The following is a 26,738-nucleotide window of genomic DNA, read 5'->3' on the forward strand; positions in this document are numbered from 1 at the left end:
AAAGCTTAGCGGATAAATAAAATTATCCCTATAAAACCTACTATTATTCTATTTAAAAACTACATAGCTTATTTATTTACAGTTAATTTGTTATTGATGTTACTTTGATATTTGTTATAGAGGTATAATATATTAAACGACAAGATTTACTGTAGAACTAAAAAGATTCTGTAGCTTTTAGCTTTACTTCACAGCAATTCATTCACCAAGATTTTATAGTCTTTTTCTCTAGTAGAAAAATTCTGTGTATTTTTTAAAGTTATTCGTATAAATTGCATTTTACTGCCTTGTAAACAATTGGAAATTAAGGAAGTTGCAACTAAATCTTTAGTTTCTTTAAATTCCTTCTATACCATCTTCGTATATACCTTTAATAAAGACTAATTGAAACTTTTAAGGTGTATAATCATTATTTTGCATTGTCATAGTTGCTATTTTATTACTTTTGTGTATCTCTCTATGTTGACAGGTACAGATAGTAGCACTAGCAAACAAATTAAAAATAAATAATATAAATAGCATAGATAGAAATCTTGAAAAATTTTTTCATAATATTAATTAGTTAAGTTATAAGTCGCAGAATGCATATTTGTCCCTGAAGGTATCTTGCCTATACTGTGAGTATTTGAGGTAATCCTGTATCTGTTCCTACTACCAAGTCACTTGATTTGCTCTCGCAATTTTAAGTTCTTGCCACATTTGCATAAAAGATTATAGGGTAAACCACTAGTAGTATTAGTAAGACCGATCATTTTTCGAGTAGTTGTAGTAATGGTCAGAACTTGATCAGCATTTAATGAAACAGTATAAGGAGTACGTACCTATAATGAAGTTATAGTGAGGGTATTTGTTTGTAAGGAATAGGCAGTTGGAATATAAGTGTCGAAAGCTAAAGGAGTAACAAGAAAAAAGCATTGATAGGTAAAGACAAATTGAGGAAATAAGATCAAGGAATATTCTAATAAAATTAGAACTAAATTTTATGATTTGTTATCTACATAGGCGAGGAATTGACTTAATAATAAAATAAATTAATTTTTTCAATTAATCTTGAATATATCATTAACGCTACTATTTCATAGCATCTTATTCATAATTTTAATAAAAATAACAATTAAGTCTCATTGTCTTGAAATAATAGAAAAATTACAAACACCGGTAGGAATCTATAATTACTAAAAGTCAAATATTACCTATAAATACTATGACATCTCATTATTTTGTACGCTAAAAAATAAGGCTGAGATAAAAACTGATCTGATATAAATAGAATGTAGAACAATCTTGAAATTCATCTTGTCTAGATCCATCGCAATTATATTCTACTGTTTTATTTCTATAAATAGACTCATAATAATAATAATTGATTATTTTCTCAAAATCCAATAAAATCCTTTTTAAAATTTAAATATTTAAAGTAATGTATAATACTGATGTTGTAATAATAGGTGCTGGTCCAGTTGGATTGTTTGCAGTTTTTCAGGCAGGAATGTTTGGTATGAAATGTCATGTTATTGACGCACAAAAGGCTGTTGGTGGTCAGTGTATTACACTATACCCTGAGAAGCCTATTTATGATATACCAGCATATCCTAAGATTACAGCAGAAGAGCTCATAAAACAGTTAGAGCGTCAAGCAGCTCCTTTTAAGCCTGTATATCATTTAAATCAACAAGCTATAGAGTTAAATAAGCAAGATGATTTTTTTGAAATTAAAACGTCAAAAAATATTCTTATTAAAAGCAAAATTATTATTATTGCAGCAGGAGGAGGTTCATTCGGTCCCAACAAACCTCCTCTTGTAAATATTGAAGATTTTGAAGGTAAATCAGTTTTCTATTTTATTAATGATAAAAATAAATTCACAGGTAAAAATATAGTTATAGCTGGCGGTGGAGATTCAGCTGTTGACTGGGCTATTTCTCTTTCGGAGATTGCAAATAAAATATATTTAGTTCATAGACGTGATAAATTTACGGCTAGTCCTGAAAGTGTAAGGCAGTTAAGAAATCTTGCAGAAACCGGTAAGATTGAATTAGTAATCGGTTATCAGTTAAATGCTTTAGATGGTAACAATGGTGAACTGCAATCAGTTATAGTGAGAGATCTACAAAATAATACCCATAAATTAGAGGCCAATATATTACTACCGTTTTTTGGTTTAAAACAAGATTTAGGTAGCTTAGCAAATTGGGGTTTAAATGTTAAGCTTCATCATATTGAAGTAGACAGTTCCTACTATCAAACTAATATGGAAGGTATATATGCCATTGGTGATATTGCTCATTACGCTGGTAAACTTAAACTTATTCTTACAGGTTTTGCCGAAGCAGCAAGTAGCATTCATCACGCTTATAGTAGAGTATTTGATGGCAAAGCCTTACATTTTGAGTATTCTACCACAAAATATGAGGAAAAGAAGTAAGGTAAAATCCATAGTACCATACGATTTTTCTTTATGTTATTCCAACAAAAACATTATTGCATGGCTTTATATAGCAATTTTTATGTCATTCCGGCCTACGCGGGAGTGGTATAGGTAATCTTTATAAAAATCGTAAGATATTATGGGTAAAAATATATTAAATAATATAATTGACTGTAAAGCATTAGCAAATGAGATATTGACAGATTTAAAGCTAGAAATTCAAGAGCTTAAAAATAAAACTAAAGCTTCACCAAAGCTTGCTATAGTATTAGTATGTGACAATCCGGCAAGTATTATTTATGTAACAAATAAAATAAAAAATGCTCACAAAATAGGAATCGATACTGTATTATTAAACCTATCGACATCTATTCGTACAGATGATTTGATATCGAAAATCAATGAGTTAAACCTCAATAATGAGATTTCTGGAATTATAGTTCAACTGCCTTTACCAACATCCATAGATAAAAATAAAATTTTATCGACTGTATTACCCTCTAAAGATATTGACGGTTTTCATCCTTTAAATGTCGGTTATTTACATAGTGGTATTAGTCAAGGCTTTATACCATGCACTGCCCTTGGTTGTCTTGCAGTTATAAAAAAATATGAACCGAATTTAAGTGGTAAAAATGTTGTAATTATTGGACGCTCAAATATAGTAGGTAAACCTTTAAGTGCTTTACTATTAAAAGAAGATTGTAGTGTTAATATCTGCCATTCTAAATCACAAAATTTAAGTCAGATTACCTCTAAAGCAGATATCGTTATTGCTGCAATAGGGATTCCTTTAAAATTAACTGCAGAATATTTTAATCCTGAATCTATAGTAATTGATGTAGGTATTAATAGAATTAACGATAATAAAATTATCGGTGATGTTGATTTTGAAAATGTGAAGTCTAAAGTAAAATATATTACACCCGTTCCTGGTGGTATCGGACCTATGACTATTGCATTTTTACTTAACAATACAGTAAAAGCCTTTAAAGATTCTTATAGTACTATAATGTCATTCCCGCAAAAGCACGTATGACATCAAGGTTATATGATAACACCTATACTGCAACTGTTATAAATATTAGAAAGTTCTATATAAGTTTTTATATTATCTTGCATATATTCTAACTCTTGATCAGTTAAATATCTAACAAATTTTGCAGGGCAGCCCATCCATAATTCCTTAGATTTAATTATTTTCTTTGTAGGGATAAGACTTCCTGCAACAATAAAAGCATATTCTTCTATTACTGCATAATCCATTATCGTACGCATACCGATAATGCATTATTATGTATTGTGCAAGCATGAATAAGATACAGATGACCGATAGTTATTATCTCCTATTTCTACCGATCCATTAAATCTTGAAGTATGAATTACACTACTGTCTTGTACGTTATTATTATTGCCTATCTTTATTGATGCAACATCACCTAGTAGAACCGTATAAAACCAAATGCTTGAATTACTCCCTATTTTAACGTCTCCTATTAAAGAGCTATTTTCGGCAATATATGCACTTTTATCAATTTGTGGTGTAATTCCTTTATAAGGGATAATATACATATTATTTAATTATAATCTACCCAAGAAATATTACCGTCTTTACGGTAATAAACTATATTCATACGATCATTATTGATATTTTTAAATACTACCGCAGGTAAATCTTCTAAATCCATTTTCATTACTGCCTCTTTTACTGATAATTTTAATATTTCCACAGGCTTCTCAGCAATAATTGTTGGATTATCATTATCTTCGGATTTAGATGGTTCACTATCAGGCTGCGAACTAATAATATATTTAGTACCTTCGTGAGAAATTTCAGATATTTTTACTTTACCTGTATGATGATTTTTGAATTTTGATTTATATTTTCTAAGCTGTTTTTCTAGTTTTGACATAGCTTTATCAAAAGCTACATATATATCGCTACAACTATCATTACTTTTGACTATATTATGTTTGCCTGAACCATATTTTACTATAATGTCACATTTAAAGTTAATGCCCTCTTTTGAAAAATGTATATCTATATTTATTATATTGTTAAAATATTTTTTAACGACTTGCGTAGCTCTCTCTTTTGAATATTCTTGTAAGCTATTACCGATCGAAATATGTTGAGCTGAAACTGAAATAATCATAAATAACCTTTATAATTTTAAATAAATTAATTGTATAGGTGTTACTTAGTAACACCTATACAATTAATTTATATTTAGAGTCATTTCAAGTTTTATTACAAATTAATTTAGTTTTAATTTTAGTCCTAGAGCTTAGGAGGGTTATCTTTAATACCTAATTTATTTTGTTGTAATTTCATGAGTGTTTTAGCATTATTTTTTACACAACTAGGCTCAATACTGATTTTTCAACAAGTTGAATTATAATCTGCTTTTGTTATTACTCTCTTTGTAGAAGTATTAGTTGCATCTATTATCGCTGCATAATAATAGCACTTTTAATAACAATAAAAGTTTAATACGCTCAAAGAAGTAGTTAATTTAATGACATATGGTTTTAAAATCTTTAATAACTACTTAACGTAATAAGATTTTGTGAATATAGGTGCAAATAATCGGTTTTTAACAAAAATTTAAAAAGTAAAATGATTTATTACTAATAGTAATTAATTATGGATTATAGAGATATCTATTAATTATAATATTTGTCGTTCAGAGGTTTAGGTTCTATGTATTTTTTGATAAAATAAGAAATTTTACTCTTGCAGAAATGGAAGAATTGTTATATGTATTGTTGTTATCTCTTATGTAATAAGGGGGTGTAGCTCAGTTGGTTAGAGCGTCTGCCTGTCACGCAGAAGGTCGCGGGTTCAAGTCCCGTCACTCTCGCCAATCTTCCAGGGTTTTAGGATTTTCATCCGTTTTCTAAAAAGTCCATATGCTCCAAATTATCCAATATTTGATCTATGTTTTGCTTTAAAAATATGCTGTACCTTATCCCCATTAATGAGTTGTGTAAAATAATTAACTTTATAAGACTACAAGTCATTTTTATTATAGAGAAAAATTTTAACTCAATTAAATACAATGGAGCACTAAGAATGATTGAACGCAATCATTCTAAAAGTGACTTTTATCAATTATAAGTATAATTTTGACAAGGCCATGTGTATAAAAATAAAACACTAATTAGTTGTATATTAGGCATATGAATTGTTAATACTTCTTCTTAGCTAAAAAATAAATTCTACAGTTAACGTTCTACCTATCCCGTTTGGATAAACTGTGTTTAATAAAGCTCGATCTTTAATGAGAATATATAAATATGATTCTTGCTGCTATAGTTTTTTTTGTACATAACATTTACAATTGAATTTAAATAATTCAAATTTGACTACCAAGAATCCTAGTGAAAACAATGACTATTGGGAGTTAGAAACACCATCAATAAGAATAGCTAGATAGTTTTTAGGTGTACTATAAGCTAAAACACACTTCGTCTTTAAATATATGTTAGTATCTAACATTGGGATAATATGTTTACAGAGAGTTTTAACCATACATTAGACATGGTAGTTCTACATTTATTTGGTGGATTCTTTGCACAAGGCTTTACTGTTCACCCAAATAAATCCTATATTGTCAGTGACGACAGTGAGCATAAGTTATTTATACCAAATTCTATAGGAAGTATTACACCTTTTAAAAATACAATTAGCCGATAGCGGTAATATTGTTGTTAACATGCATATCCAAACTCTCGATGTATAGCTTTCCTTAACCAAAGCAATTACTGAGATGATATGGCAAGACAAATATCAAGAAGTAATGTTAATATGAATTATCGAATACAGTTATAACAATATAGGCTAATATAAGTAGTATTATTACAGGAAATGTTGGAGAACATTTTTCAGAAAAAATAAATTGTGGCAGCTAGTAAAGAAAGAATAGTATTGTCGAGCGGTAAAGACCTGTATAATACCTATGGAAAAATTAAAGTGAATAAAAATGATTGAAAATAAATTAGATCTATAAGAAGCTAACAGGTATTATTATACTTTATACCACCACCATGTATATAGTAAGTATAAATTAATTCTTCTTTTACTATTTTACCATATATTAATAATAATTAAATTTACATTATACATTATTTTTAGTCAGTAGCTTTATTAAAAAACTAACAAATCTTTTCTAAGATGATGATGTTAAAAACCACCAATAAAAGCGGATAGTTCAGTTAAAATCTATAAATGTATTAACAAAGAATAGCTTATAAAGCCCCATATTTGCTGATAGGCGTAAAGGAACAAAGACTATAAATAAGAGAAAGTTCAAATCAATTGACTATAAATCAGAATAGTAAGAAAATAGCATTTTTGATTGAAAAGAAAAAGAATTATATAGTTTGCATTAACTTAATATATGTATTTTGACTATTTTCTGATCCACATAATAGAGTCAAGGAATGTGTACAATAATAAATCTCTATTCATTTATAGGCATTTCTACCAAAGCATGCTTCAATACTTGATCAATATTTGATACGGATATAATTTCTAGGCGTTCTTTTATATTGGGCGGTATATCTTTTAAATCTTTGACATTCTCCTCTGGAATCAACACAGTTTTAATCCCTCCCCTACTTGCAGCTAATAACTTCTCTTTAAGACCACCGATAGGCAAGACATTTCCTCTCAAAGTAATTTCGCCTGTCATTGCTACAGTGCGGTGTACGGGTATTTTAGTCATTAACGAAACAATAGTTGTAAACAAAGCACAACCGGCAGAAGGACCATCCTTTGGGATAGCACCTGCCGGTACGTGAATGTGAATATCAAAATCTTTATAATTTTCATATTTTAATCCAAAATTTGTTGCTCTACTTCTAAAGCAGCTATAGGCAGCCATTGCCGATTCTTTCATAACATCACCAAGTTTTCCAGTAGTCTTGATTTCACCTTTTCCTGGGAATGCTAAAGCCTCTATAGTTAAAAGATCTCCGTCTACTTCAGTATACGCAAGTCCTGTAGTACTCCCTATTTGATCTTCTTTCTCAGCAAGTCCGAAGTTATATTTTTTAACCCCTAAAAATTCTTCAAGATTATTACTATCTATGGCAATATGCTTAACTGTTTTATTTGCTAAAATTTGCTTTAGTGCTTTTCTAGTTAACGCACCTATTTCACGCTCTAAAGCTCTTACGCCTGATTCCTTGGTGTAATATCTAATTAAATCTAAAATTGCTGTCTCAGATATAGTAATTTCATCTTTTTTAATTTTATGCATTTTAAATTGTTTCGGAACTAAATAACTTTTGGCAATTTGAAGCTTTTCTTCCTCTACATAACCGGAAATATATATTTTTTCCATTCTATCACTTAAAGCTCTAGGTAAATTATGAGAGTTAGCAGTAGCAATAAATATTACATTTGATAGATCATATTCTACTTCTAGATAATGATCCACAAAATGACTGTTCTGCTCCGGGTCTAATACCTCAAGCAAAGCAGATGCCGGATCACCTCTAAAATCAGAACTCATTTTATCGATTTCATCAAGTAGCATTACAGGGTTACTAGTCTTCACTTTCTTAAGTTGACCTAGAATTTTACCGGGCATTGATCCAAGGTAAGTTTTTCTGTGCCCTCTGATTTCTGCTTCATCTCTAACACCTCCGAGAGCAAATTTAGTGTATTTTCTACCCATTCCTTCGGCAATGGATTTTACAAGTGAAGTCTTACCAACTCCGGGAGGACCAATTAAACATAATATAGGTCCTCTAATTTTACTTGAACGCTGTAATACTGCTAAATATTCTATAATTCGTTCTTTAGCTTTTTCAAGGCCAAAATGATCACGATTTAAAATTTTTTCAGCTTGGTTAATATCTACTTTGCTATAATCATATTTACCCCAAGGCAGGCTAAGTAATGTCTCAAGATAGTTACGCGTTACTCCCGACTCCGCCGACATTTGGTTCATGGTACGGAGTTTTTTAAGTTCAGCTTCAGCCTTCTCTTTTGCTTCTTTTGATAATTTTAAACATTTAATTTTTTTCTCGATATCAACAAGTTCTGATTTATCTTCATCAAGTTCCTTTTGAATAGCTTTCATCTGTTCGTGCAGATAATAATCACGCTGTGTTTTTTCGATTTGCTTTCTTACTCTTTGCTGCAACACTTGCTCGGTCTCTGAATTTACTATATTGGAAGTAAGCGTACTAATCACTGTAGTGATACGCCTAAAAGGACTAGTTTCTTCTAATAAATACTGCTTTGCCTCAAGTGAAGTTATCAAATGTACAGCTAATATATTTATTATATTTATAAAATTAGTTCTATTACTTATTTCTTTATTAATAGTTTCAATAATTTCTGCATTAACTTTTTTATCATTAATAGCATATTTACTAAATAGTTGTACTGCATGATCCACTAATGAACGCATGTTATTAATATCAAATATTTCTTCATCTGGAATAATTTCGTAATTCGCTTCAAAAGCTTCTTCACCTTTAATGTTACTCAACTTTACTCTTGCTACTGCTTCTATTAAGATTTTTGCTGTATTATTAGGTAGCTTCACTATTTGGATAATCTTGGCAAGTATACCTGTGTTATAAAGCTCATGTTTATTAGGGTTTTCTTGATCAAATTTTTTCTGTAAAGTTACTAAGATATATTTACTATTATCTTCCTTGGAGATAGTAGTATGAGAGAGTGCTTGCAGTGATTGTTGCCTACCTACAAAAATAGGCGCAATTACCCCGGGGAATACTACCATATCTCGTAACACCATAAGCGGTAGGGATTTTTTATTCATCCATTAAAACCTTTTAAAATTTCTAATTGTTAACTATATAATATAGTATAAATACGATTTCAAGCCATCTTTATTAATTATATTTATGAATTTATTACTACAATCTCCTCAAAAGGTAGCGGTCGCACATAATAGAATAAAACAATATCTACATTTAACTCCAATCATTCACTCTGAAAGCTTAAATGAGATGTTTGGTCACGAGATTTTTTTTAAAGTTGAATCATTACAAAAAACCGGAGCCTTTAAAGTTAGGGGAGTATTAAATCATTTATTAGAATTAAAAGAACAAGGAAAGTTACCTGATAAAATAGTCGGTTATAGTACAGGTAACCATGGAATCGGTCTTGCTTATGCAAGTAAATTATTCAGTATTAAAACAAGAATCTATTTGCCGTTAAATACTTCAAAAGTAAAGCAACAAGCAGCTCTTTATTACGGTGGTGAAGTTATATATACAAATACGCGGCAAGAAGCAGAAGAAAGAGCAAAAGATGATATAGAGCAGGGATTTTACTACATGCATCCTTCTAATAGTGATGCTACGATAGCAGGTGCCGGCACATTATGCTATGAAGCATTAAAGCAGCTAGGCTTTAGTCCTGATGCTATTTTTGCCTCTTGCGGCGGCGGCGGTTTGATTTCCGGATCATATCTTGCTAAGGAATTAATATCACCGACAAGCTTATTAATAGGTTCAGAACCTCTCATGGCTAATGATGCTTATTTATCAATTAAAAATAATAAGATATATAGATTTGATAATGCACCTACTACCATAGCAGACGGTCTTAAAACCTTAAGTGTATCAGCTCGTACATTTGAATACCTGAAAAAGCTTGATCATTTTTATTTAGCAGAAGAACATGAAATATATTACTGGACAGCGTGGCTTACTCATTTACTAAAAGTAATATGTGAACCATCAAGTAGCATAAATATGGTTTCGGTAATAAATTTTTTGAAAATGCAACACCAACCTCAAAAGTTACTAGTACTAATCTCAGGAGGTAATATCGATCCTATTCTTTATAATGAGCTATGGAAAGAAGAGTATTTAACCGTTCCACCTAATATTAAAACTTAACCTTTACTTCTTACTACTCCTTGTCTTTTAGTAAGAGAATTAGGAGTATTATGTGGTGGTTTTATATTAGTGCTTCTCAGTTTTATTAAATCTTCAAACATAGTTTTATCAAATGCTATTGGATTGATTTTTCTTAATTCTGCTAAATTAAAATTATTAACTTGTTGCGGTTGAACTACAATAGGCCCACTCGTAGTAGGAATTAAATTTTTAAATTCAGGATTAGTTGCTACTTTAGCCTTATTTATATTCAAAAATTTTGCTAAACCTTCAGCAATTTCAGGATTTGTTAAAGCATTTGAAAAGATTTGATCATTAATTGTTTTCGCTACATATTTATCATTTAGAGTAATATATTTATCTACAACTTTTTCTAATCTTTCTTCCAAATAATTTTTACCTGTAAATATCTGTTTAAATTTTTCCCATAAAGAAGTACCTCTATCATGAATACCCTTTAATTCAGTGGCTATTTTAGTACTATTTTCAGCTAGATAAGTAGAATCTAACTTGTTTAATTTCTGTATTATTACTTTAGGATTCTTTATGCCGGATGATTTAGTAAGTATAATAGTTTGTTCTAATTGTTTACTAATTATATTATTTTTTTCTAATCTATTATTAATCTGCTGTACCGTATTAGTGGCTGCCTTTTGTAATTCCTTAAATTCTACTGGAGATAATTGATTTACTCTTGGAATAAACTGCTTACTATCTTTATCAAATTTCTGATTTTTATCCCCTTGAATAATAAATTGTTCATATTTTTCAAGTTTTTCCGAAGAATTTTTAGGATCTTGTTTTAAAATTTCTATAGCTTTATCTTTTATAGCTTGTGCATATTGTTCTTTAGGTATAGCTTTGCCACTTACAGCTATTAATGCTTCTTTAGTTGCTCTTATAGGATTGGCAAAGACCTCTTCTTTATCTTCTATACCCATTAATGATAATGCATCAAAAGGCCCTCCTTTATTTAGAGGAAGTACAAAACCCTTAAGTGCTGCCTCAGCCCTCGCAACATCAAACTTTAGCTTATCTGCTGCACTAGGTATTAATTTTATATCTTGTTCTAAATTAATATGCAGGTTATCTACTAATTTTTGTAGATCTTTATTTTCTACAACTTCACTAATAATGCTACTAGCAAGAACTTCAAGCGTACTAATAATATATTCTTCAGATTGTAAATGTTGTTGAATAGGGTCTAGAGTAACAATATTTTTATTTAAAGTCTCTAATCTACTATCCACGTTTTTTATATCAGCTATTTTTCCTTTTACTGTAGCCGATATCTCAGGTACTTTATCATTTTTTTTAATTGAATCATCTCTATTAATTACAACTTCTGCCATATATTTGCATTATTAATAATAATTTAGTATAAAAAGTATATTATACCGCAATTTTGTAATTTGCAAGCTATAATTGTGTAAAACCCTGTTTTTTCTGAGTGAGCTTTAGAAGTGATATATGTTTTAAAGCCTTACACTTTTTGTTGAACTTATCCTCTGCTCTTTTCTTTATGACTAGGTACGTTTTTTGCCGATTCTATCACTATTGTTGCTTTGAGGACAGTAACAAGTACAGGATGACTACTATCAAGTAAGGTAGCAAAATCCTTAACAATTTTGCTACCTTACTCTGTCATTTTTTTAAACGATAGTTTACTTATTGTTGGTAGTACTAATGGTGTGATTATTTAAGGCTTTTTTATTTCTTGCTTATAAATATATGATAAAGCTTTTGCCTCTTTTGCATTTGTTAAACAGTAAATAGGAGTAGTCTTTTTAGTAAGAAATTCTCTATCAATTATTTAATGTTGTTTATAAAACATTTTCTTGAAGGTTATCTAATGTTGTATACTATTATCTCTATATTATTCTTTAGATATCTTTTGGTTAGCTAATTCTAACATAGCCTTTTTTAATATCCATCACTTCATCTTGGCGCAAGCCATTACATTTTTGGTCATCCATCTGCTCTACTTGAACCTCACTTAAATCTATGGCAAAACCTTTTAACTTAGCTTCATTTTTAGCATTTAAAAATATATTTTCTTTTTTCTTCTCCTAGCGAAATTAATTTAATTACTTCATTATAAATGAAAATTAATTAAAGCTTATAAAAAGAATTATATTTTTTCATAGAAGAGGTCCTAATTGTAACTTCGTCAGGAATTTCGGTTATGAATCTTGAGGGATAAGAGCGGACTATTTCATAAAATATTTTACGGCTTTCTGCATGGGTAATGTATAGGTCTTGTTTAGCTCTAGTAATGCCAACATAAGCAATACGACGTTCTTCTTCTAAACCTTTTTCGCCATCTTCATCTAGGGATTTCTGAGACGGGAATACCCCCTCTTCCCAACCAGGTAAAAACACTACGTCAAACTCAAGACCTTTAGCAGCGTGCAGGGTCATTATAGTTACGGAACCGCCGTAATGAGTTTCTAAACTCTCATTTTCCATAACTAAGCTTGCATGTTCAATAAAATCATGAATATCATTAAACTCGGCAATAGCTCTAAGCATTTCATTAATATTCTCGATTCTACCGAATGCCTCTTCAGTTTTCTCCTCCTTAAGCATTTCAAGATAACCGGAATCATCAAGTATTGTTTTAGCCACATTTATCGGGATATCGTTATTAAATCTTTTATGCCAATTATCGATTTTAGTAACAAAATCTTTTAGAGTTTCATATGCTTTTGCTTTGATTTTATCTTTTTCTAGCATTTCCTTAATAGCTACAAAATTAGGAATACTCTGCTCAATAGCATATGCTTTAATTTTACTCAAAGTAGTTGCACCTATTGCCCTTTTGGGTACATTTATAATACGTTCAAGTGCTAAATTATCATTTTGATTTAAAGATATACGGATATAAGCAAGAACATCTCTAATTTCCATTCGTTCATAGAATCGTAAGCCCCCTATAATTTTATAAGGCATAGCACTATTGATAAAAGCTTCCTCAAAACTTCTAGTTTGAAAACCTGCCCGTACTAATATAGCGATATTACCTGCATTATATTGGTTTGCCCTTACTAACCTATCTATTTCGCCGGCTATATATCTTGCCTCTTCTTTATCACTCCAACAAGAGATGATTTTTATCTTTTCACCGTTTTCCCTATCTGTCCATAATGTTTTACTGTGACGATTTTTATTATTATTGATCACATTGGAAGCGGCAGTAAGTATTGGTAGAGTTGATCTATAATTTTGCTCTAATTTAATAATTGTTGCACCTAAAAAATCTTTTTCAAAACGTAATATATTACCAACTTCTGCTCCCCGCCAGCCGTAAATAGACTGATCATCATCTCCTACACAACAGATATTTTTATATAAACTTGCGAGCATTCTTGCCCATAAATACTGCACAATATTTGTATCTTGATACTCATCTATCAAAATATACTGATATTTATCTTGATAATATTTTAATATATCACGATTTTGAATAAACAACTCATTATTATAAAGTAACAAATCTCCAAAATCCAATGCATTAGAGATCAGAAGATTCTGTTGATATTCTTGATAAACAAGTTTTGCTACTCGTTGCACTGGTAGATTAGTATCTGAGGCCGATAATTTACTTGGTAATAATCCTTGATCTTTCCATCTAGAAATTATTATATGTATTAATTTAGGAGCATATTTTTTAGTATCAATATCTTTTAGCTTTATTATATCTTTAACTAGTTTTAATTGATCATCTTGACTAATAATAGTAAATCTATTATTTAATCCAAGATTTAAATGCTCTATATGTTCCCGTAATATCCTCGCTGCCATTGAGTGGAAAGTACCGATATTAAGATCGTAGCAATTAATTAAACTATGTACCCTTTCAGCCATCTCTTTAGCTGCTTTATTAGTAAAAGTAACAGCTAAAATATTTTGAGGCGAGGCTAAATTTTGATGAATAATATTAGCTATTCTTGAGGTAAGTACCTTTGTTTTACCTGTCCCTGCACCTGCAAGCAATAAAAGTGGTCCTTCAGTGTGAAGAACTGCTTTTTGCTGTTGTGGATTTAATATATTTAGAAAATCTTGGTTTTGCATTATACCTGTTTATACCCTGCACGAAATCCACGAACAAAACTTAAAAAGAATGGATGCCGTGAATCGAGTCACGGCATGACACTGTCCTAAAATAATATTCTTATTTTTGCTTATATCAATAAAAAAGATTACCTAATTCTTTTGAGGTTTTTAATAATATAAGAAAGAGTAATTATAGGGTTACAAATAATTATTTTAAATAACCTAAAATAAGAGTTTAAATTTCTATCTTCAATAAACCAATTATATAAATCATTTATAGGCTTAATCTCAGCAGGAATACTATACTTATCTTTAAATAATGCTTTTAAAGCTCTTTTTGCCCGTTTTGCTTCTACTGCATGCTCTATTGTTAAGCTTTGATCATGAACTCTATACAAATATAAAGATTCTGGTATATGAGCAAATTTTGTAACAAGCCCAAGACGAAGCCAATATTCATAATCGTCAATTAATTGCATATTTTCATTATATTCACCTACTTGCCTTGCTAAATCAGCTCTATACAAGAAACATGCACCTACACAATCTCTAATCGGTAAAAATTTAGGGGCTTCTTGATAGAGTCGTGCACCTATCCTACCCTGCTCATCGATTAAAGTATAATCAGTATATACAAGCCCTATATCAGGCGCATTATCAAGTTTCCTAACCATTTTCTCTAAAGCATTTTTATGAAAAAGATTATCATCGGAAGTCCAAGTAAAATACCTCCCCTTAGCATCTTTAAAAGCAATATTAAGACTCGCTGGCAATTTTTTATTAGTATCATTTACTATTACTTTAATACGTGAATCTTGCTCTGCATATTTCTTAGCCACAACAACACTATTATCTTTCGAGCAATCATCAATAATAATAAGCTCAAAATCTTTAAAACTTTGATTAAGGCAGCTTTCAATAGCAAAAGGCAATAGTTTCTCTCTATTGTAGACCGGAAGAACTATTGAGATTTTTGGAAGATTAATATGCATGTATTTCTAGAATATCAAGAGTATTTAAACTATAAGTTATATTTTCTATTAATTCTGGTTCTTCAGATTTGTACTGATCCTTAAAGATTAATAATATATTACTTAAAGCATTATTAAGCCTTTGGAGTATTATAATATTTTTCTCTTCAAACCTTTTAATTAGTTGAATTAAAGGGTAAGCATATTTATATTTAATTGATAACAACTCTTTATGCTGATCTAATAACCCGACAAGAAAATCAGATATTGCCCATAACCAAGAATAAATCCATTTTTATTATCTATTAAAGAAAACACCTCATTTTTATAGGAACCAGCATAATTTATTATATCTTGTAAGTTTATATATTATTTGAATATACATATCCTTGCAAGTCATATTCAGTATTATTAACACCCTCTATTACTTCATCTAAATTTTTAAATCTATAGCACGCAATCACGGGACCAAATAAATATTGCCGTTTTAACGATATCCATATTATCTAAACAATCAGTAATAATAGTCGGTTCAATAAAATTATGAACAGTTTTACCGCTGCGAATTAATTTACCTCCTTTATTTTGTGCATCTGCTAAAAGCTTTTATATTTTTTCTATAGCTGCTCCATTAATTATGAACCTATATCCGATATTTTATCGGATATATCACCGGCTTTTATTTTAGCAAATTTATAGAATTTCTATAAATTTTTTATGTATAGATTCTTCTATAAATATTCTGTTAGGAGAAGTACAAGACTGACTACTATTTCTAGTTTTAGCGATTATTAAATATATCCGAATTACCTGTAATGACGTTAAATACTCAGCAGGCCAACCAGCATCACTGACAAATTTCGTAAGTACTAAAGCTGATAGAGACGTAAGGATTGACAGTTTTAATATAATACTGTAACCAGCTACTATATTAATAAATGCTTATACAATTGTTTCTTTTTTTAGAAAATCTTATAGGATAGGTCTAGAAAAGGACTGGTTACACGACTTGAAAAAACACTGAATGAAATATAGAAAACTAATTATTTATTTAGAAACTTTTCAGCCTCAAGAGCTGCCATACAACCACTACCTGCAGCAGTTACTGCTTGTCTATAAATTTTATCCTGAACATCACCAGCAGCGAAAACACCTTCTACGCTAGTTTTAGTCGTGCCTGGCTTTGTTATGATATAATTATCGTAATCCATTGCAATTTGACCGGTAAATAAGCTTGTATTTGGTGCATGCCCAATAGCTACAAATACACCGCTACAATTTACTAAACTAATCTCTTTAGTGTGAACATTTCGAATTTTAATTCCGGTAACGGATTTTGGTTTATTATTACCGACAATCTCATCTACTACATGATCCCAAATTACCGATATTTTAGGATTTGTAAATAATCGATCCTGTAATATTTTCTCCGCTCTAAAACTATCTCTTCTATGCACTATAGTAACTTTGTGAGCATGATTGGTTAAATATAAAGCTTCTTCTACTGCACTATTCCCTCCCCCTACTACAACTATTTCTTGATTCTTAAAAAAGAAACCGTCACAAGTAGCACATGCTGAAACACCAAAACCCCGAAATTCTTGCTCTGAAGCTATACCAAGCCATTTTGCTTCTGCACCGGTACAAATGATTACACTTTCTGCTTCATATTCATTACCGGCTCCAGTAAATACTTTAAAAGGTCTTTTTGATAAATCGACTTTTTCTACGTAATCACTAACAATTTCTGTACCGACATTTTTAGCCTGCATATACATCTGATTCATAAGCCAAGGTCCTTGCACTGTCTTCGCAAACCCAGGGTAATTTTCAACATCGGTGGTAATTGTAAGTTGCCCACCAGGCTGCATACCATTGATCAATATTGGTTTTAAAGCAGCTCTAGCCGTATAAATAGCGGCACTTAAACCTGCGGGACCTGAACCTATTATTAGCACTTTAGCAGTAATTTTCATAATTATATTTATCTATTAATTTTCTGTTTTGTTTTCTAATTTCTCTAACCAAGATTTAACATAGTGAATTTCTTCAGGGTTCATTAAAGACGGTGTATGCCCTGCATATTTTATTTCATAAAGATCAAAGGTTTTTGTTTCTTTCATTTTGTTAACGGTAGATTCTGTTAAAATTTGAGATTTCATCCCATGAATTACTAATGTTTTACATTTTATTTTATTCCATACTGACCATAACTTAACATCTTCTTGGTTACCAGCATTTTGTATTCCTTTTGTTATGGCAGGATCATAATTCATTTTATATTTTCCACCAAATGTAGAAATAACACTATATTTTGTTAAATAATCCCAATCTTCTTCGTCTTTAATACCTGATTGCGCATAAATAAGCTTTAGATATTCTTTGGCGCCAGCTAAATCATCTAAGATAATCATTTTTTTAGCATAACCTCCAATTTTAATTAAAGGAGCAGCATCGATAAATGCCCCTATATCATTTAATATTAAGGCTTTAAAAATATTTTTATATTTACTGGCCAGTATCATACCTATAATACCGCCCATTGAAGTACCAAGCCAAATAGGCTTTTTAATATTTAGTCTTTTAAAAAAGAATAATGTATCTTTAATATAGGTAGTATAATTATAATGATTAGCCTTTTTAAAATTTTCGCTGTCACTACGACCAGGATAATTTATTGAAATTACTCTATAATTTTTACTCAATTCTTTAGCTATTTTATCAAAATCATGAGCATTTCTAGTTAAGCCGTGAGCACATATTATTATATTTATATTTTTAGGATCACCGAATTCCACATAAGAAATTTTATGTTTCGGGATATATTGAAGAGGTAAGAAATTAACATAAGGACCAATTGTTATTGAATTAATTTTCATATGAACCTATTAATACCAATTTAGAATAAGTTTAAAAAATCATTTTCATCATGTTATTAATTTAAGTCATTTAAAAAAATACTGACCATCGTCGGCGTATATATAACTACAAAAAGCAAAGATAAAAACACAGTAGCAGCAACTTTCTCAGGATAAAATTTCTGTAAATGTGCTATAACTATAGTATTTGCAGCAAGCGGTGCTGTGGAAAGTAACTTTAAGGCATTATAGTAATCATTATTATACCATTTTGTTACAAAATGATCAAATATGATAAATAACCCTACCCCCAGAGGATAGAATAAAAATTTAGCAGCAAAAGTAGCAAGAGTAAATTTTATATCGATTTCAAATTTTTGCAGAGATGAAAGAGCAAGACCTACCATAACCATACCAAGTATTGAAAAAGATCCTTTCATATTATATATAAAATCATATAAGAAATCTGGCAAAGTAAAACCGCAAAAACTAAACAAACATCCCAAGAAGAAAGCATTTAAAATTGGTAGTTTTACTACCTTTAATATACTATCGGTAGTATTAGCAAAGCTCCTCATACAAATATAAAACCCAACAGAACATTCATAAATATTAACTCCTATAACAGCCATCATGTAAATACTTAAAGTATAATCATCAAAAAGTGCTGCAGCTATAGGTAACATAAAATACCCACCATTTGCCGTACCTGCAGATAAAGCTATAATATTACGTGTATGATCCTGCCAAAATTTACCAAAAAAATAATAAGAAAAGAGTGATAAGAGTGTTGCGATTACAAATGTTACAACCGTAACACTTAATGCTGAAAGTGTTAATGTTGTACTAGCAGGTATAGTAAAAAATACTATAGGCGATATAAAATAGAATAGTAACGAAGAGATACTATCTCTTTCAACATTGGAATATTTACCTGCTAAAAATCCTATTACTACACTTAATAATACTGAAATGGTTTTAAAAAAAACTATACTAAAGATTATCATGTAATGAGCTAAAGATATAATTACTTATAATACATAAGATTTTATTTTTTTCACTAGATTTTATAAAGATTTTTATTCTATAAACTGTTTTAATTGACAAAGGAATTATGTTATTTAGAGCTTCTAATTTAATAGTAGAATATACTATTCATTATATTTTTTTATACTTAAATTCCTATTCTAATCCTATGTTGCTTGGTCTCGAATTAAATAAAACTACCACAATATCGATCTAACAGGTAAAGTGCAAAATTATCAATAGAGAACCTAATTATTGGTAAGGATAAAAGCTTTAGTGATATATAATGATTTTAATGTAATAGAAACCGTTATTCTAACTATAGATAAATTTGACGCATTTAATAGTATCTTAAAAAACAAATATAGTTTAGAGTAAGAAACTAATAAAGTTGCTACTGTTCTGAATTATTTTAAAATGGAACTGGTATCTATAACAAACAGTTTCTATAAAGAATTATTAAATAAACTAGAACAAGAACAGATGAAGAGATTATTTGTAATACTTGTCATACCATGGCTTGACCAAAGTATCCAACAATAACTTAAATATACATCGTTTTAACATTTTTAACTAGATCCTACGATCAAGTTGCAGGATGACAATCAAAAAACCGATTCACGCCAACACCTACGTCTACGTAGGAATAACATACGACGCCAATTTGGAAATTATAGGCATTTGTAAATTATATTTTTTTATCAAATCTAAAACTGATTTTAATGCTTCTCTTCCCTCTACTAGTTCTTGATATTCATGTAAAAATTTCTTTTTATTGCTACTAATTCCAAGTTCATAACCAAATTTTGTATTGCGTGAGCCTAAAGAGTAACAGGTAAGTACTAAATCACCTAATACTCCTGCTTCTAATAATATATCTAACCCTGCTTGCATACCGCCTAAAGCTTTAGATAAAATTGTAATTTCTTTTAAGGCAGATAGTATAAGTGTTGCTCTTGCATTTTCGCCCTGCTCTTTTGCTAAATCAATCCCACTTTTAATAGCAAAGATATTTTTCAATGCTCCTGCCACCTGTAATGTCACAATATCGCTTGTTACATTAGTAGTAAAAATTTTTGAACATATATTATTAGCTATTTTATTTGCTACATCTACATCTAAACTTGCAATACTTGCTGAAGCCGGTAAATTTTTAGCAAGTTCCTTTGCAAGATTAGGACCGGATAGAAATGCTATAGAGTTATACGGCAATAGGGTTTTGAGTCTATCGGAAAATAACTCGGTAGGATTACGGACAAAACCTTTTGTTGCAATTAGAAGAGTATTTTCTGTGGAAATGCCGTGAGTTTTTAATAATTTTATCGAATCATTGAAAGCATAAGATGGTACTGCAATAATAATAAGTTCAAAATCCTTAATTATATCTAAGTTTGTAGTAGCCTGTAAATGAGAGGGTAGTTTAATATCACCTAAATATTTTACGTTAGTTCTGTTATGTAAAATTTCTTTCACTATTTTCTCATCACGTAAAAATAAAGTAACATTATTACAGTTTCGAGCTGCTAAAGAGGCTAGACTAGTACCAAAACTCCCTCCTCCATAAACTGCAATATTTTTAAACTTACTCACTGATAACTTTCTCAATATTTACTATTATAGCGGGTGATTTATTTATTTCTTGTTTTAAGATTTTACGGATTGTCCCTTTTATTGCCTCAGTCACTTGCTCATCTGATAATAGTTTTTTAGCTTGTTTATTTTGAATGGTAACAAGCTCTTTAATATTGTTCTTAATTAGATTAACTAACGCAACATCCTCCTTTGGATCAAGTAGTCCAGGCATAGACAGCATTGGGTTTGCAGCAAGCAAACCTTTTTTATTTATTACTATGGATACTATCACAATACCTGACTCACGCATACGTCTTCTAGCTTTAAAAATCGGCGATTCTACAGGAAGTAAATAGTTACCATCTACGGCTAAATAACCGCTTTCAACCTTTGAAATTATTTTTGCATTATTATATTCAAGCAATACTACACTACCATTTTCAACCTCTACTGCCTGTTTTATGCCGTTTTTCTTAGCAAGCTTAACATGTTCATGAATATGCACAGGCTCACCGTGAACAGGAATACAAATATTCGGTCTAATTAAAGAATACATTTTTTTTAGTTCGTCAATAGATGGATGTCCTGACACATGGACAAAATGGTCTCTCTCTGTAATAACTTCTACACCGGCTTTAACAAAAATATTAAATAATCTAAATATTTTCTTTTCATTACCGGGAATAATTTTTGAAGAAAAAATCATTGTATCCTTAGGCGCAAGCTTTATAGATGGGTGAGAATTATTAGCCAGTTTTGCGGTGGACGCCATAGGCTCACCTTGACAACCGGTAGCAATTACTAATAATTCTTCTCTTCTAAATCTACTAACATCATGTTCACTAATTAGACGAGTAATATCTTTAAAATAGCCACTTTCTTGAGCAGTAAGCATCATACGATGCAAGCTTCTACCGGTTAAGACCACTTTTCTACCTACAAGCCCTGCAGCATGAATTATTGTATCAAGTCGTGCTAAATTAGAAGCAAAGGTTGAAACTACTACCATTTGAGGGCAACCAGCTATAATATCTACTAAACTTTTTCTAACATCACCTTCAGAACCTGAGCTGCCTTTATTAAACACGTTAGTTGAATCACAAACAAGTGCAAGAACCCCTTCATCTCCATAAGATTTTAAAAGTTCTTCATCAGCTTTTTTACCAAGTATCGGATCATTATCAAATTTCCAATCTCCCGTATGTAAAATATTACCCACCTCTGTACGGATCATAATTGCTTGCATTTCAGGAGCTGAGTGAGTCAACGGCACCATTTCTAAGGAAAAAGGATCTAGATTTATTTTACTACCCGATTGTACTTCATAAATTTTTATATTTTTAGCAAAATCATATTCATTTAAACGAATCTTTAAAAAGTTTGCCGTAAAAGTAGTAGTATAAATAGGACATTTAAGACTATTCCATAAATATTGTACACCGCCTAAATGATCTTCATGAGCATGAGTTAAAATTAGACCTACTATATCTTTTTTATATTTTTCAATAAAGCTACTATCGGCAATGATCATATCAACACCTGGTAAATAATCATAGGCAAAACCGCTACCGCAATCAATCATGAGCCATTTTCCTTTATAATGATAAAGATTAAGATTCATACCTATTTCATTAGAGCCTCCTAGCGGTACAAATAATAAATCATTTTTATGGTTTTTCATGTTGAATGATGACATAATTTAACTTAATATTTATTTTATTACTTTATTCTTATAACTTATTATTAGTTAAGCGTCTATTATTAAAACAGAAATTCATATAATGAATATAAATAAAATAGCATTGATTTATAATAAAGATTATAAATCTTTAGCAATTATAAAAGAAATAAAAAAACTATATAATTATTGTGAGATAGAGGAAGCAGAAGTAATTATAGTAGTAGGAGGTGATGGAGAATTACTACATAATATTCACTGCTATATGCATCTTAACATACCTTTTTACGGAGTAAATTTAGGAAGCCTCGGCTTTTTAATGAATACTTTAGATACTAAGAACTTATTACAAAATATATATGAAAGTACGGTTACTATACTCAATCCTCTTCTCATGCAAGCCGAAGATACAAGTGGTCAAATATATACGGCACTTGCTATTAACGAAGTATCGATATTTCGCAAAACTAACCAAGCTGCTAAATTTAGAATAGACGTAAACGGAATAGAGAGAATGAGTGAATTAGTAGCAGATGGAGCTTTAGTTGCAACACCTGCTGGAAGCAGTGCTTATAATTTATCTGCCGGCGGTCCTATTTTACCACTTGAATCAAACATGTTATGCCTAACCCCTATCTGCGCGTTTAGACCACGTAGATGGCATGGCGCTTTATTGCTTTCATCTACTACGATTAAATTTGAAATATTTAATACAAACAAAAGACCGGTAAATGCTACTGCCGACTTTCAGGAGTTTAATAATATCATACAGGTTACTGTTAGCTCTACTAAAAACAAACCGATCAAATTGCTCTTTAATAAAAATTATACGTTGGAAGATCGAATTATTAAAGAGCAATTCGGTGGGTAATTATTAAGCAATATACATAATTTTTTGACTAAGAATTAAATTAATGTATAATGCCTTGTTAAAATAACTAGGTATTATATATGATCGCATAAAAGTCCTCTCTACTAACTTTTCTACCATATTTTAGTTAACACTTAAAACTCACAATATTACCTTAAATACAGGCTATTGAATAGTACTCAACAAATATTTAAAGATTTTGAGATAAAAAAAAGATTTTTGAAGAACTATTGAAGAAATAAAAACCTTAAATTAGCTTTAGCATTTGCTAATTTAGTAATTAATAGGATATGGAATGTGTATTAAAAATTACAGTTATGAAGTACTTGAAAATCATGAGTTATTTTAAGATTATGAGATTAGTAAATATAATTCTTTAATTAATAAAAATTCTAAAATAGAAATATTTTTCATTTAGCTGCAGTAGAAACGAATAGTTTATTAATGTAACAAGTAGCTAAAAATATATTTAAATCAGCACCTATAGTTTTAAATTTACTTAAAACTCAAGGACAATGATATCAATATATCTAAATATTATTACAGAAATTTTACTATTGGCAAAACCTAAATTTCAACCGAATATTATTAGAAGATTGTGCTATTCTAAGCTCTTTTTGTGAAATATTGCTTACTGCCAAAAAAAATGCAAAGCTAATAAACAGTGAACAGAAACAGAAAATAAATGTATCTACTTTGGCCACTATAATATATCAATAATATACAGGAAGGTTATCATTAGCTGAAGAACAATTAGTACACCTTATGAAATGATCGACCAAATGATAAAAATTCGATCTATAGTTTATTTACTCAATAAAAGGTTGAGACAGAAGCAAAAAATTTAATAAAGAATGCCCCAAAAGATATAAAAGCTTTGACAGAAATAAGTTTTAATTTAGCTGAAATTTCTGCAGCTAAATTAAATATACTGAATCAAAATAACTTATCTCAGGATACTAGATAACAGTTTTAACGTTTTCAGTACATTACCAAATACATATGCTTCTGAGACAATTTTGAATAAAGAAAACCTAAAGTATGAGTTAATCAAATTAGTTGACTCTATTGTTAGTTGTATATTATTTTCAGGAAATAAAATTTTTATTAAATCTTGAAGAAGATATAACCTAATTTAGGCAATATGAAGATATTAAAAAATTTATAAATATAATCCATCAATAACAATGTACATTTGCTTAATACTATACAACAAATTATTCACAGTTATAGCAATTGAAAAATTAGGTAAAAATTACAAGTAATTAGATAGATATACAAGACTTGAATGTTATAGAAAAATTTAGATAAGATAACATCAGCTTATCCTTGAGTAGGTATCAATAAATGTTTGTGTATATACTTTACCTATACCTTTGAAAGTTTCTGCATAGTAAGTATCTTGAGAACTAAGATAATCTGGGTGTTATATCTCCCATGTATCTCTTTATTATTCTTACGTTTCTCTAAAGTTTGTATCTGTGCTTCAGTTAGAATGATATTGAGCCATTTGAGTTATAAGCCTTAAATTGTTACATTTCTAAGCCATATTGATCTTACTCCTCCTGGTAATACTAATATTCCCTTCTTCTTTAACTCATTTGATACCCTTAATTAACTATAAGTTGAACAATCTATTGTTAGACCATACACTGCTTTCTCTATAGCAAGATCTACTCTATTAGCTATTATTGGTTTCTTGCAATTAATCTCATATGATGTGTCTTCTTCACCTGTTTCATATGGTTCTTTAAATCTATAATAGCTATCTCTAAAATATATCCCATGCTTTGCATGCTGATTATATACTACCAAGGCTCTTGGCCAATTCTAGTAACCCTAATTTTAGTTTTATTATTTTTTAATTTAGATTCATTTCATACTCCATTTTATATTTGTATATTTTTCAAATGCCATATTAAATCTCAATTACTTCAATTAAATTTGATAACTACCTTGCTACTATATTTGCATTAGTTGTAGGAGTATTGCGTTAACTCTTCCCTATTTACATTGAATATTTTTACCATTATAATCTTTTATACGTTCCTCTTTTGTAAGATTATGAGGTATACCGGTAGTTTCTATTAATTTAATTTTGGGTTGTGCTTATTTAATTTATTTTCTTTGCGTTTAAAGCAGAAAAGGCAATTTATTGTACCTAAATTTGTAGATGCGCCTTTACTGCCTATATTTATATCAGCATTCTCAACTTTCAAGCCTTCTTGTCATAGCCTTTCTGCAATACTACTCTAATTCCCAGTGCATTACTGTTGCCACCCATATATTGAGAACTAAGCATTGCTACAAGTAAAATTGTCTCATATAACTCCTCGATTAAATTAAATATTATTTTTGTTCTAATTCACTCAACATCATTTTAGCAGCTTTTATGCCTGCTGCTTTTGAAGTTTTTATATTGGTAGTCTCAGTATGGAAAGTTATTTTACTGCCATCAAGATTACCAAGCATGAAATCAGTTTTTATATTATCTTTATCTAAATATGTAGAGTAAGCAGCAATTGGCGTGCGACAATCGGCATCTAGATATTCTAAAAATGCTCTTTCAGGCTTTATTAATTCAAAGGTAGTAAGATAATTAATTTTGTTGCATATCTCAAGCATAGCATTATCGTCTTTTCTAATCTCAACTGCAATGACTCCCTGCCCTATACACGGCAACATCTGCGAATACTCTATCACATGACAATATTGAGGATTAAATGCATTAAGTCTTTTCAGTCCTGCATATGCTAAAATCGTTGCATCAACTTCACCATTCATTAGCTTTTTTATTCTTGAATCAACATTCCCTCTAAAAACTGTTACATTTAAATCAGATCTTATTTTTTGGATAAATGCTTTTCTTCGTACTGCCGAGCTACCTATTACAGCATTTTGCGGCAACTCTTCTATAGATTTATATTTTAGACAAACAAAAGCATCTCTGGGATCTTCACGCTCTAAAACGGCAGCAATGATTAAAGATTCAGGAATCCTTCCAGGCACATCCTTTAAAGAATGAACAGCTAAGTCAATCTTTTTATCAAGTAAAGCTTGCTCTATTTCCTTTAAAAATAAGGCTTTACCACCAATATCGTATAAGGGTTTATTTTGGATTAAATCACCACTAGTAGTAATTGGTACTATTTCACAATTAATATTAGGAACAAATTGTTTGATTTGCTGAATAACTAAATTAGTTTGCACTAAAGCAAGTGGGCTGTTTCTTGTACCTATTCTGATAGAATGCATCATTCGTTTTCTATTATTTCAAAAGGACTAGTAAAACTTAAAACACTATAACTTATCATTACTTCATGATTTATAATAATTGGATGATTTATCTCACCATAACCCTTTCCTTCATATATTATATAAAAATACG

General features: G+C 30.0%; 16 protein-coding genes, 1 tRNA gene and 4 pseudogenes. 5 read left to right on the forward strand and 16 right to left on the reverse strand.

The window, feature by feature from the left end; translation table 11 throughout:
• Window positions 1-1,420 precede the first annotated feature (1,420 nt).
• The gene (locus AAGW17_RS04535) at window positions 1,421-2,425 is read left to right on the forward strand and encodes an NAD(P)/FAD-dependent oxidoreductase (protein ID WP_347938826.1); all 1,005 of its coding nucleotides are present in this window, start codon (window positions 1,421-1,423) and stop codon (window positions 2,423-2,425) included.
• A 142-nt stretch (window positions 2,426-2,567) separates the two neighbouring features.
• Window positions 2,568-3,467: a bifunctional methylenetetrahydrofolate dehydrogenase/methenyltetrahydrofolate cyclohydrolase FolD gene (gene folD, locus AAGW17_RS04540; protein WP_347938827.1), complete on the forward strand. Its 900-nt coding sequence runs from the start codon at window positions 2,568-2,570 to the stop codon at window positions 3,465-3,467.
• 8 nt (window positions 3,468-3,475) lie between these two features.
• Here folD and AAGW17_RS04545 read toward each other — a convergent pair.
• Both AAGW17_RS04545 and hpf read right to left on the reverse strand, forming a co-directional pair.
• Window positions 3,476-4,000 (reverse strand): annotated as a pseudogene (locus tag AAGW17_RS04545) (gamma carbonic anhydrase family protein).
• Between the two features lie 5 nt (window positions 4,001-4,005).
• Window positions 4,006-4,584, reverse strand: coding sequence for a ribosome hibernation-promoting factor, HPF/YfiA family (hpf, locus tag AAGW17_RS04550; protein WP_347938828.1), 579 nt, complete (start codon window positions 4,582-4,584; stop codon window positions 4,006-4,008).
• Window positions 4,585-5,218: 634 nt separating this feature from the next.
• On the opposite strand from hpf, the gene AAGW17_RS04555 reads away from it, so the two are divergent.
• Window positions 5,219-5,295: transfer RNA gene (locus AAGW17_RS04555), tRNA-Asp, on the forward strand.
• A 1,599-nt stretch (window positions 5,296-6,894) separates the two neighbouring features.
• Here AAGW17_RS04555 and lon read toward each other — a convergent pair.
• Window positions 6,895-9,231, reverse strand: a complete 2,337-nt coding sequence (gene lon / locus AAGW17_RS04560; protein WP_347938829.1) for an endopeptidase La — start codon at window positions 9,229-9,231, stop codon at window positions 6,895-6,897.
• A gap of 85 nt (window positions 9,232-9,316) precedes the next feature.
• On the opposite strand from lon, the gene AAGW17_RS04565 reads away from it, so the two are divergent.
• Window positions 9,317-10,318, forward strand: coding sequence for a serine/threonine dehydratase (locus AAGW17_RS04565; RefSeq protein WP_347938830.1), 1,002 nt, complete (start codon window positions 9,317-9,319; stop codon window positions 10,316-10,318).
• Here AAGW17_RS04565 and AAGW17_RS04570 read toward each other — a convergent pair.
• The 10 genes and pseudogenes from AAGW17_RS04570 to AAGW17_RS04615 all read right to left on the reverse strand — a co-directional run bounded on the left by AAGW17_RS04570 (window position 10,315) and on the right by AAGW17_RS04615 (window position 22,497).
• Complete coding sequence (locus tag AAGW17_RS04570; protein ID WP_347938831.1) at window positions 10,315-11,670, reverse strand: hypothetical protein; 1,356 nt, start codon at window positions 11,668-11,670, stop codon at window positions 10,315-10,317. The two genes, AAGW17_RS04565 and AAGW17_RS04570, sit on opposite strands and share 4 nt — an antisense overlap.
• 760 nt (window positions 11,671-12,430) lie before the next feature.
• On the reverse strand, window positions 12,431-14,392 hold the full coding sequence (pcrA, locus tag AAGW17_RS04575) for a DNA helicase PcrA (protein ID WP_347938832.1): 1,962 nt from the start codon (window positions 14,390-14,392) through the stop codon (window positions 12,431-12,433).
• 128 nt (window positions 14,393-14,520) lie between these two features.
• Complete coding sequence (locus AAGW17_RS04580) at window positions 14,521-15,366, reverse strand: glycosyltransferase (RefSeq protein ID WP_347938833.1); 846 nt, start codon at window positions 15,364-15,366, stop codon at window positions 14,521-14,523.
• Window positions 15,356-15,571 carry a hypothetical protein gene (locus AAGW17_RS04585; RefSeq protein WP_347938834.1) on the reverse strand — a complete coding sequence of 72 codons (216 nt, stop codon included), beginning with the start codon at window positions 15,569-15,571 and terminating at the stop codon, window positions 15,356-15,358. The genes AAGW17_RS04580 and AAGW17_RS04585 overlap by 11 nt, the downstream gene beginning before the upstream one ends.
• Window positions 15,572-15,710: 139 nt before the next feature.
• Window positions 15,711-16,275 (reverse strand): annotated as a pseudogene (locus tag AAGW17_RS04590) (aldehyde dehydrogenase family protein); the annotation flags it as partial.
• Between the two features lie 113 nt (window positions 16,276-16,388).
• Window positions 16,389-17,321 (reverse strand): thioredoxin-disulfide reductase, encoded by a 933-nt coding sequence (trxB, locus tag AAGW17_RS04595; RefSeq protein WP_347938835.1) that lies wholly within the window; start codon window positions 17,319-17,321, stop codon window positions 16,389-16,391.
• A gap of 15 nt (window positions 17,322-17,336) precedes the next feature.
• The gene (locus AAGW17_RS04600) at window positions 17,337-18,224 is read right to left on the reverse strand and encodes an alpha/beta fold hydrolase (RefSeq protein WP_347938836.1); all 888 of its coding nucleotides are present in this window, start codon (window positions 18,222-18,224) and stop codon (window positions 17,337-17,339) included.
• Window positions 18,225-18,280: 56 nt separating this feature from the next.
• Window positions 18,281-19,210, reverse strand: coding sequence for an AEC family transporter (locus tag AAGW17_RS04605; RefSeq protein WP_347938837.1), 930 nt, complete (start codon window positions 19,208-19,210; stop codon window positions 18,281-18,283).
• Window positions 19,211-19,865: 655 nt separating this feature from the next.
• On the reverse strand, window positions 19,866-20,819 hold the full coding sequence (locus AAGW17_RS04610; protein ID WP_347939421.1) for an NAD(P)H-dependent glycerol-3-phosphate dehydrogenase: 954 nt from the start codon (window positions 20,817-20,819) through the stop codon (window positions 19,866-19,868).
• A complete protein-coding gene (locus AAGW17_RS04615; protein ID WP_347938838.1) occupies window positions 20,812-22,497 on the reverse strand; it encodes a ribonuclease J in 1,686 nt (561 codons plus the stop codon). Before AAGW17_RS04615 ends, AAGW17_RS04610 begins: the two co-directional genes overlap by 8 nt.
• Before the next feature lie 85 nt (window positions 22,498-22,582).
• Between AAGW17_RS04615 and AAGW17_RS04620 the strand changes: the two genes are divergently transcribed.
• The gene (locus tag AAGW17_RS04620; RefSeq protein WP_347938839.1) at window positions 22,583-23,350 is read left to right on the forward strand and encodes an NAD kinase; all 768 of its coding nucleotides are present in this window, start codon (window positions 22,583-22,585) and stop codon (window positions 23,348-23,350) included.
• Between the two features lie 1,321 nt (window positions 23,351-24,671).
• Here AAGW17_RS04620 and AAGW17_RS04625 read toward each other — a convergent pair.
• The 3 genes and pseudogenes from AAGW17_RS04625 to AAGW17_RS04635 all read right to left on the reverse strand — a co-directional run.
• A pseudogene (locus tag AAGW17_RS04625) lies at window positions 24,672-25,208 on the reverse strand (IS481 family transposase); the annotation flags it as partial.
• 491 nt (window positions 25,209-25,699) lie between these two features.
• Window positions 25,700-26,608 (reverse strand): hydroxymethylbilane synthase, encoded by a 909-nt coding sequence (hemC, locus tag AAGW17_RS04630; protein ID WP_347938840.1) that lies wholly within the window; start codon window positions 26,606-26,608, stop codon window positions 25,700-25,702.
• A pseudogene (locus AAGW17_RS04635) lies at window positions 26,605-26,715 on the reverse strand (microcin C7 resistance protein); the annotation flags it as partial. The gene hemC and the pseudogene AAGW17_RS04635, both read right to left, overlap by 4 nt.
• Window positions 26,716-26,738: the final 23 nt, after the last annotated feature.

It is taken from the genome of Rickettsia sp. Oklahoma-10, from assembly GCF_039954865.1.
GTDB lineage: Bacteria > Pseudomonadota > Alphaproteobacteria > Rickettsiales > Rickettsiaceae > Rickettsia > Rickettsia oklahomensis.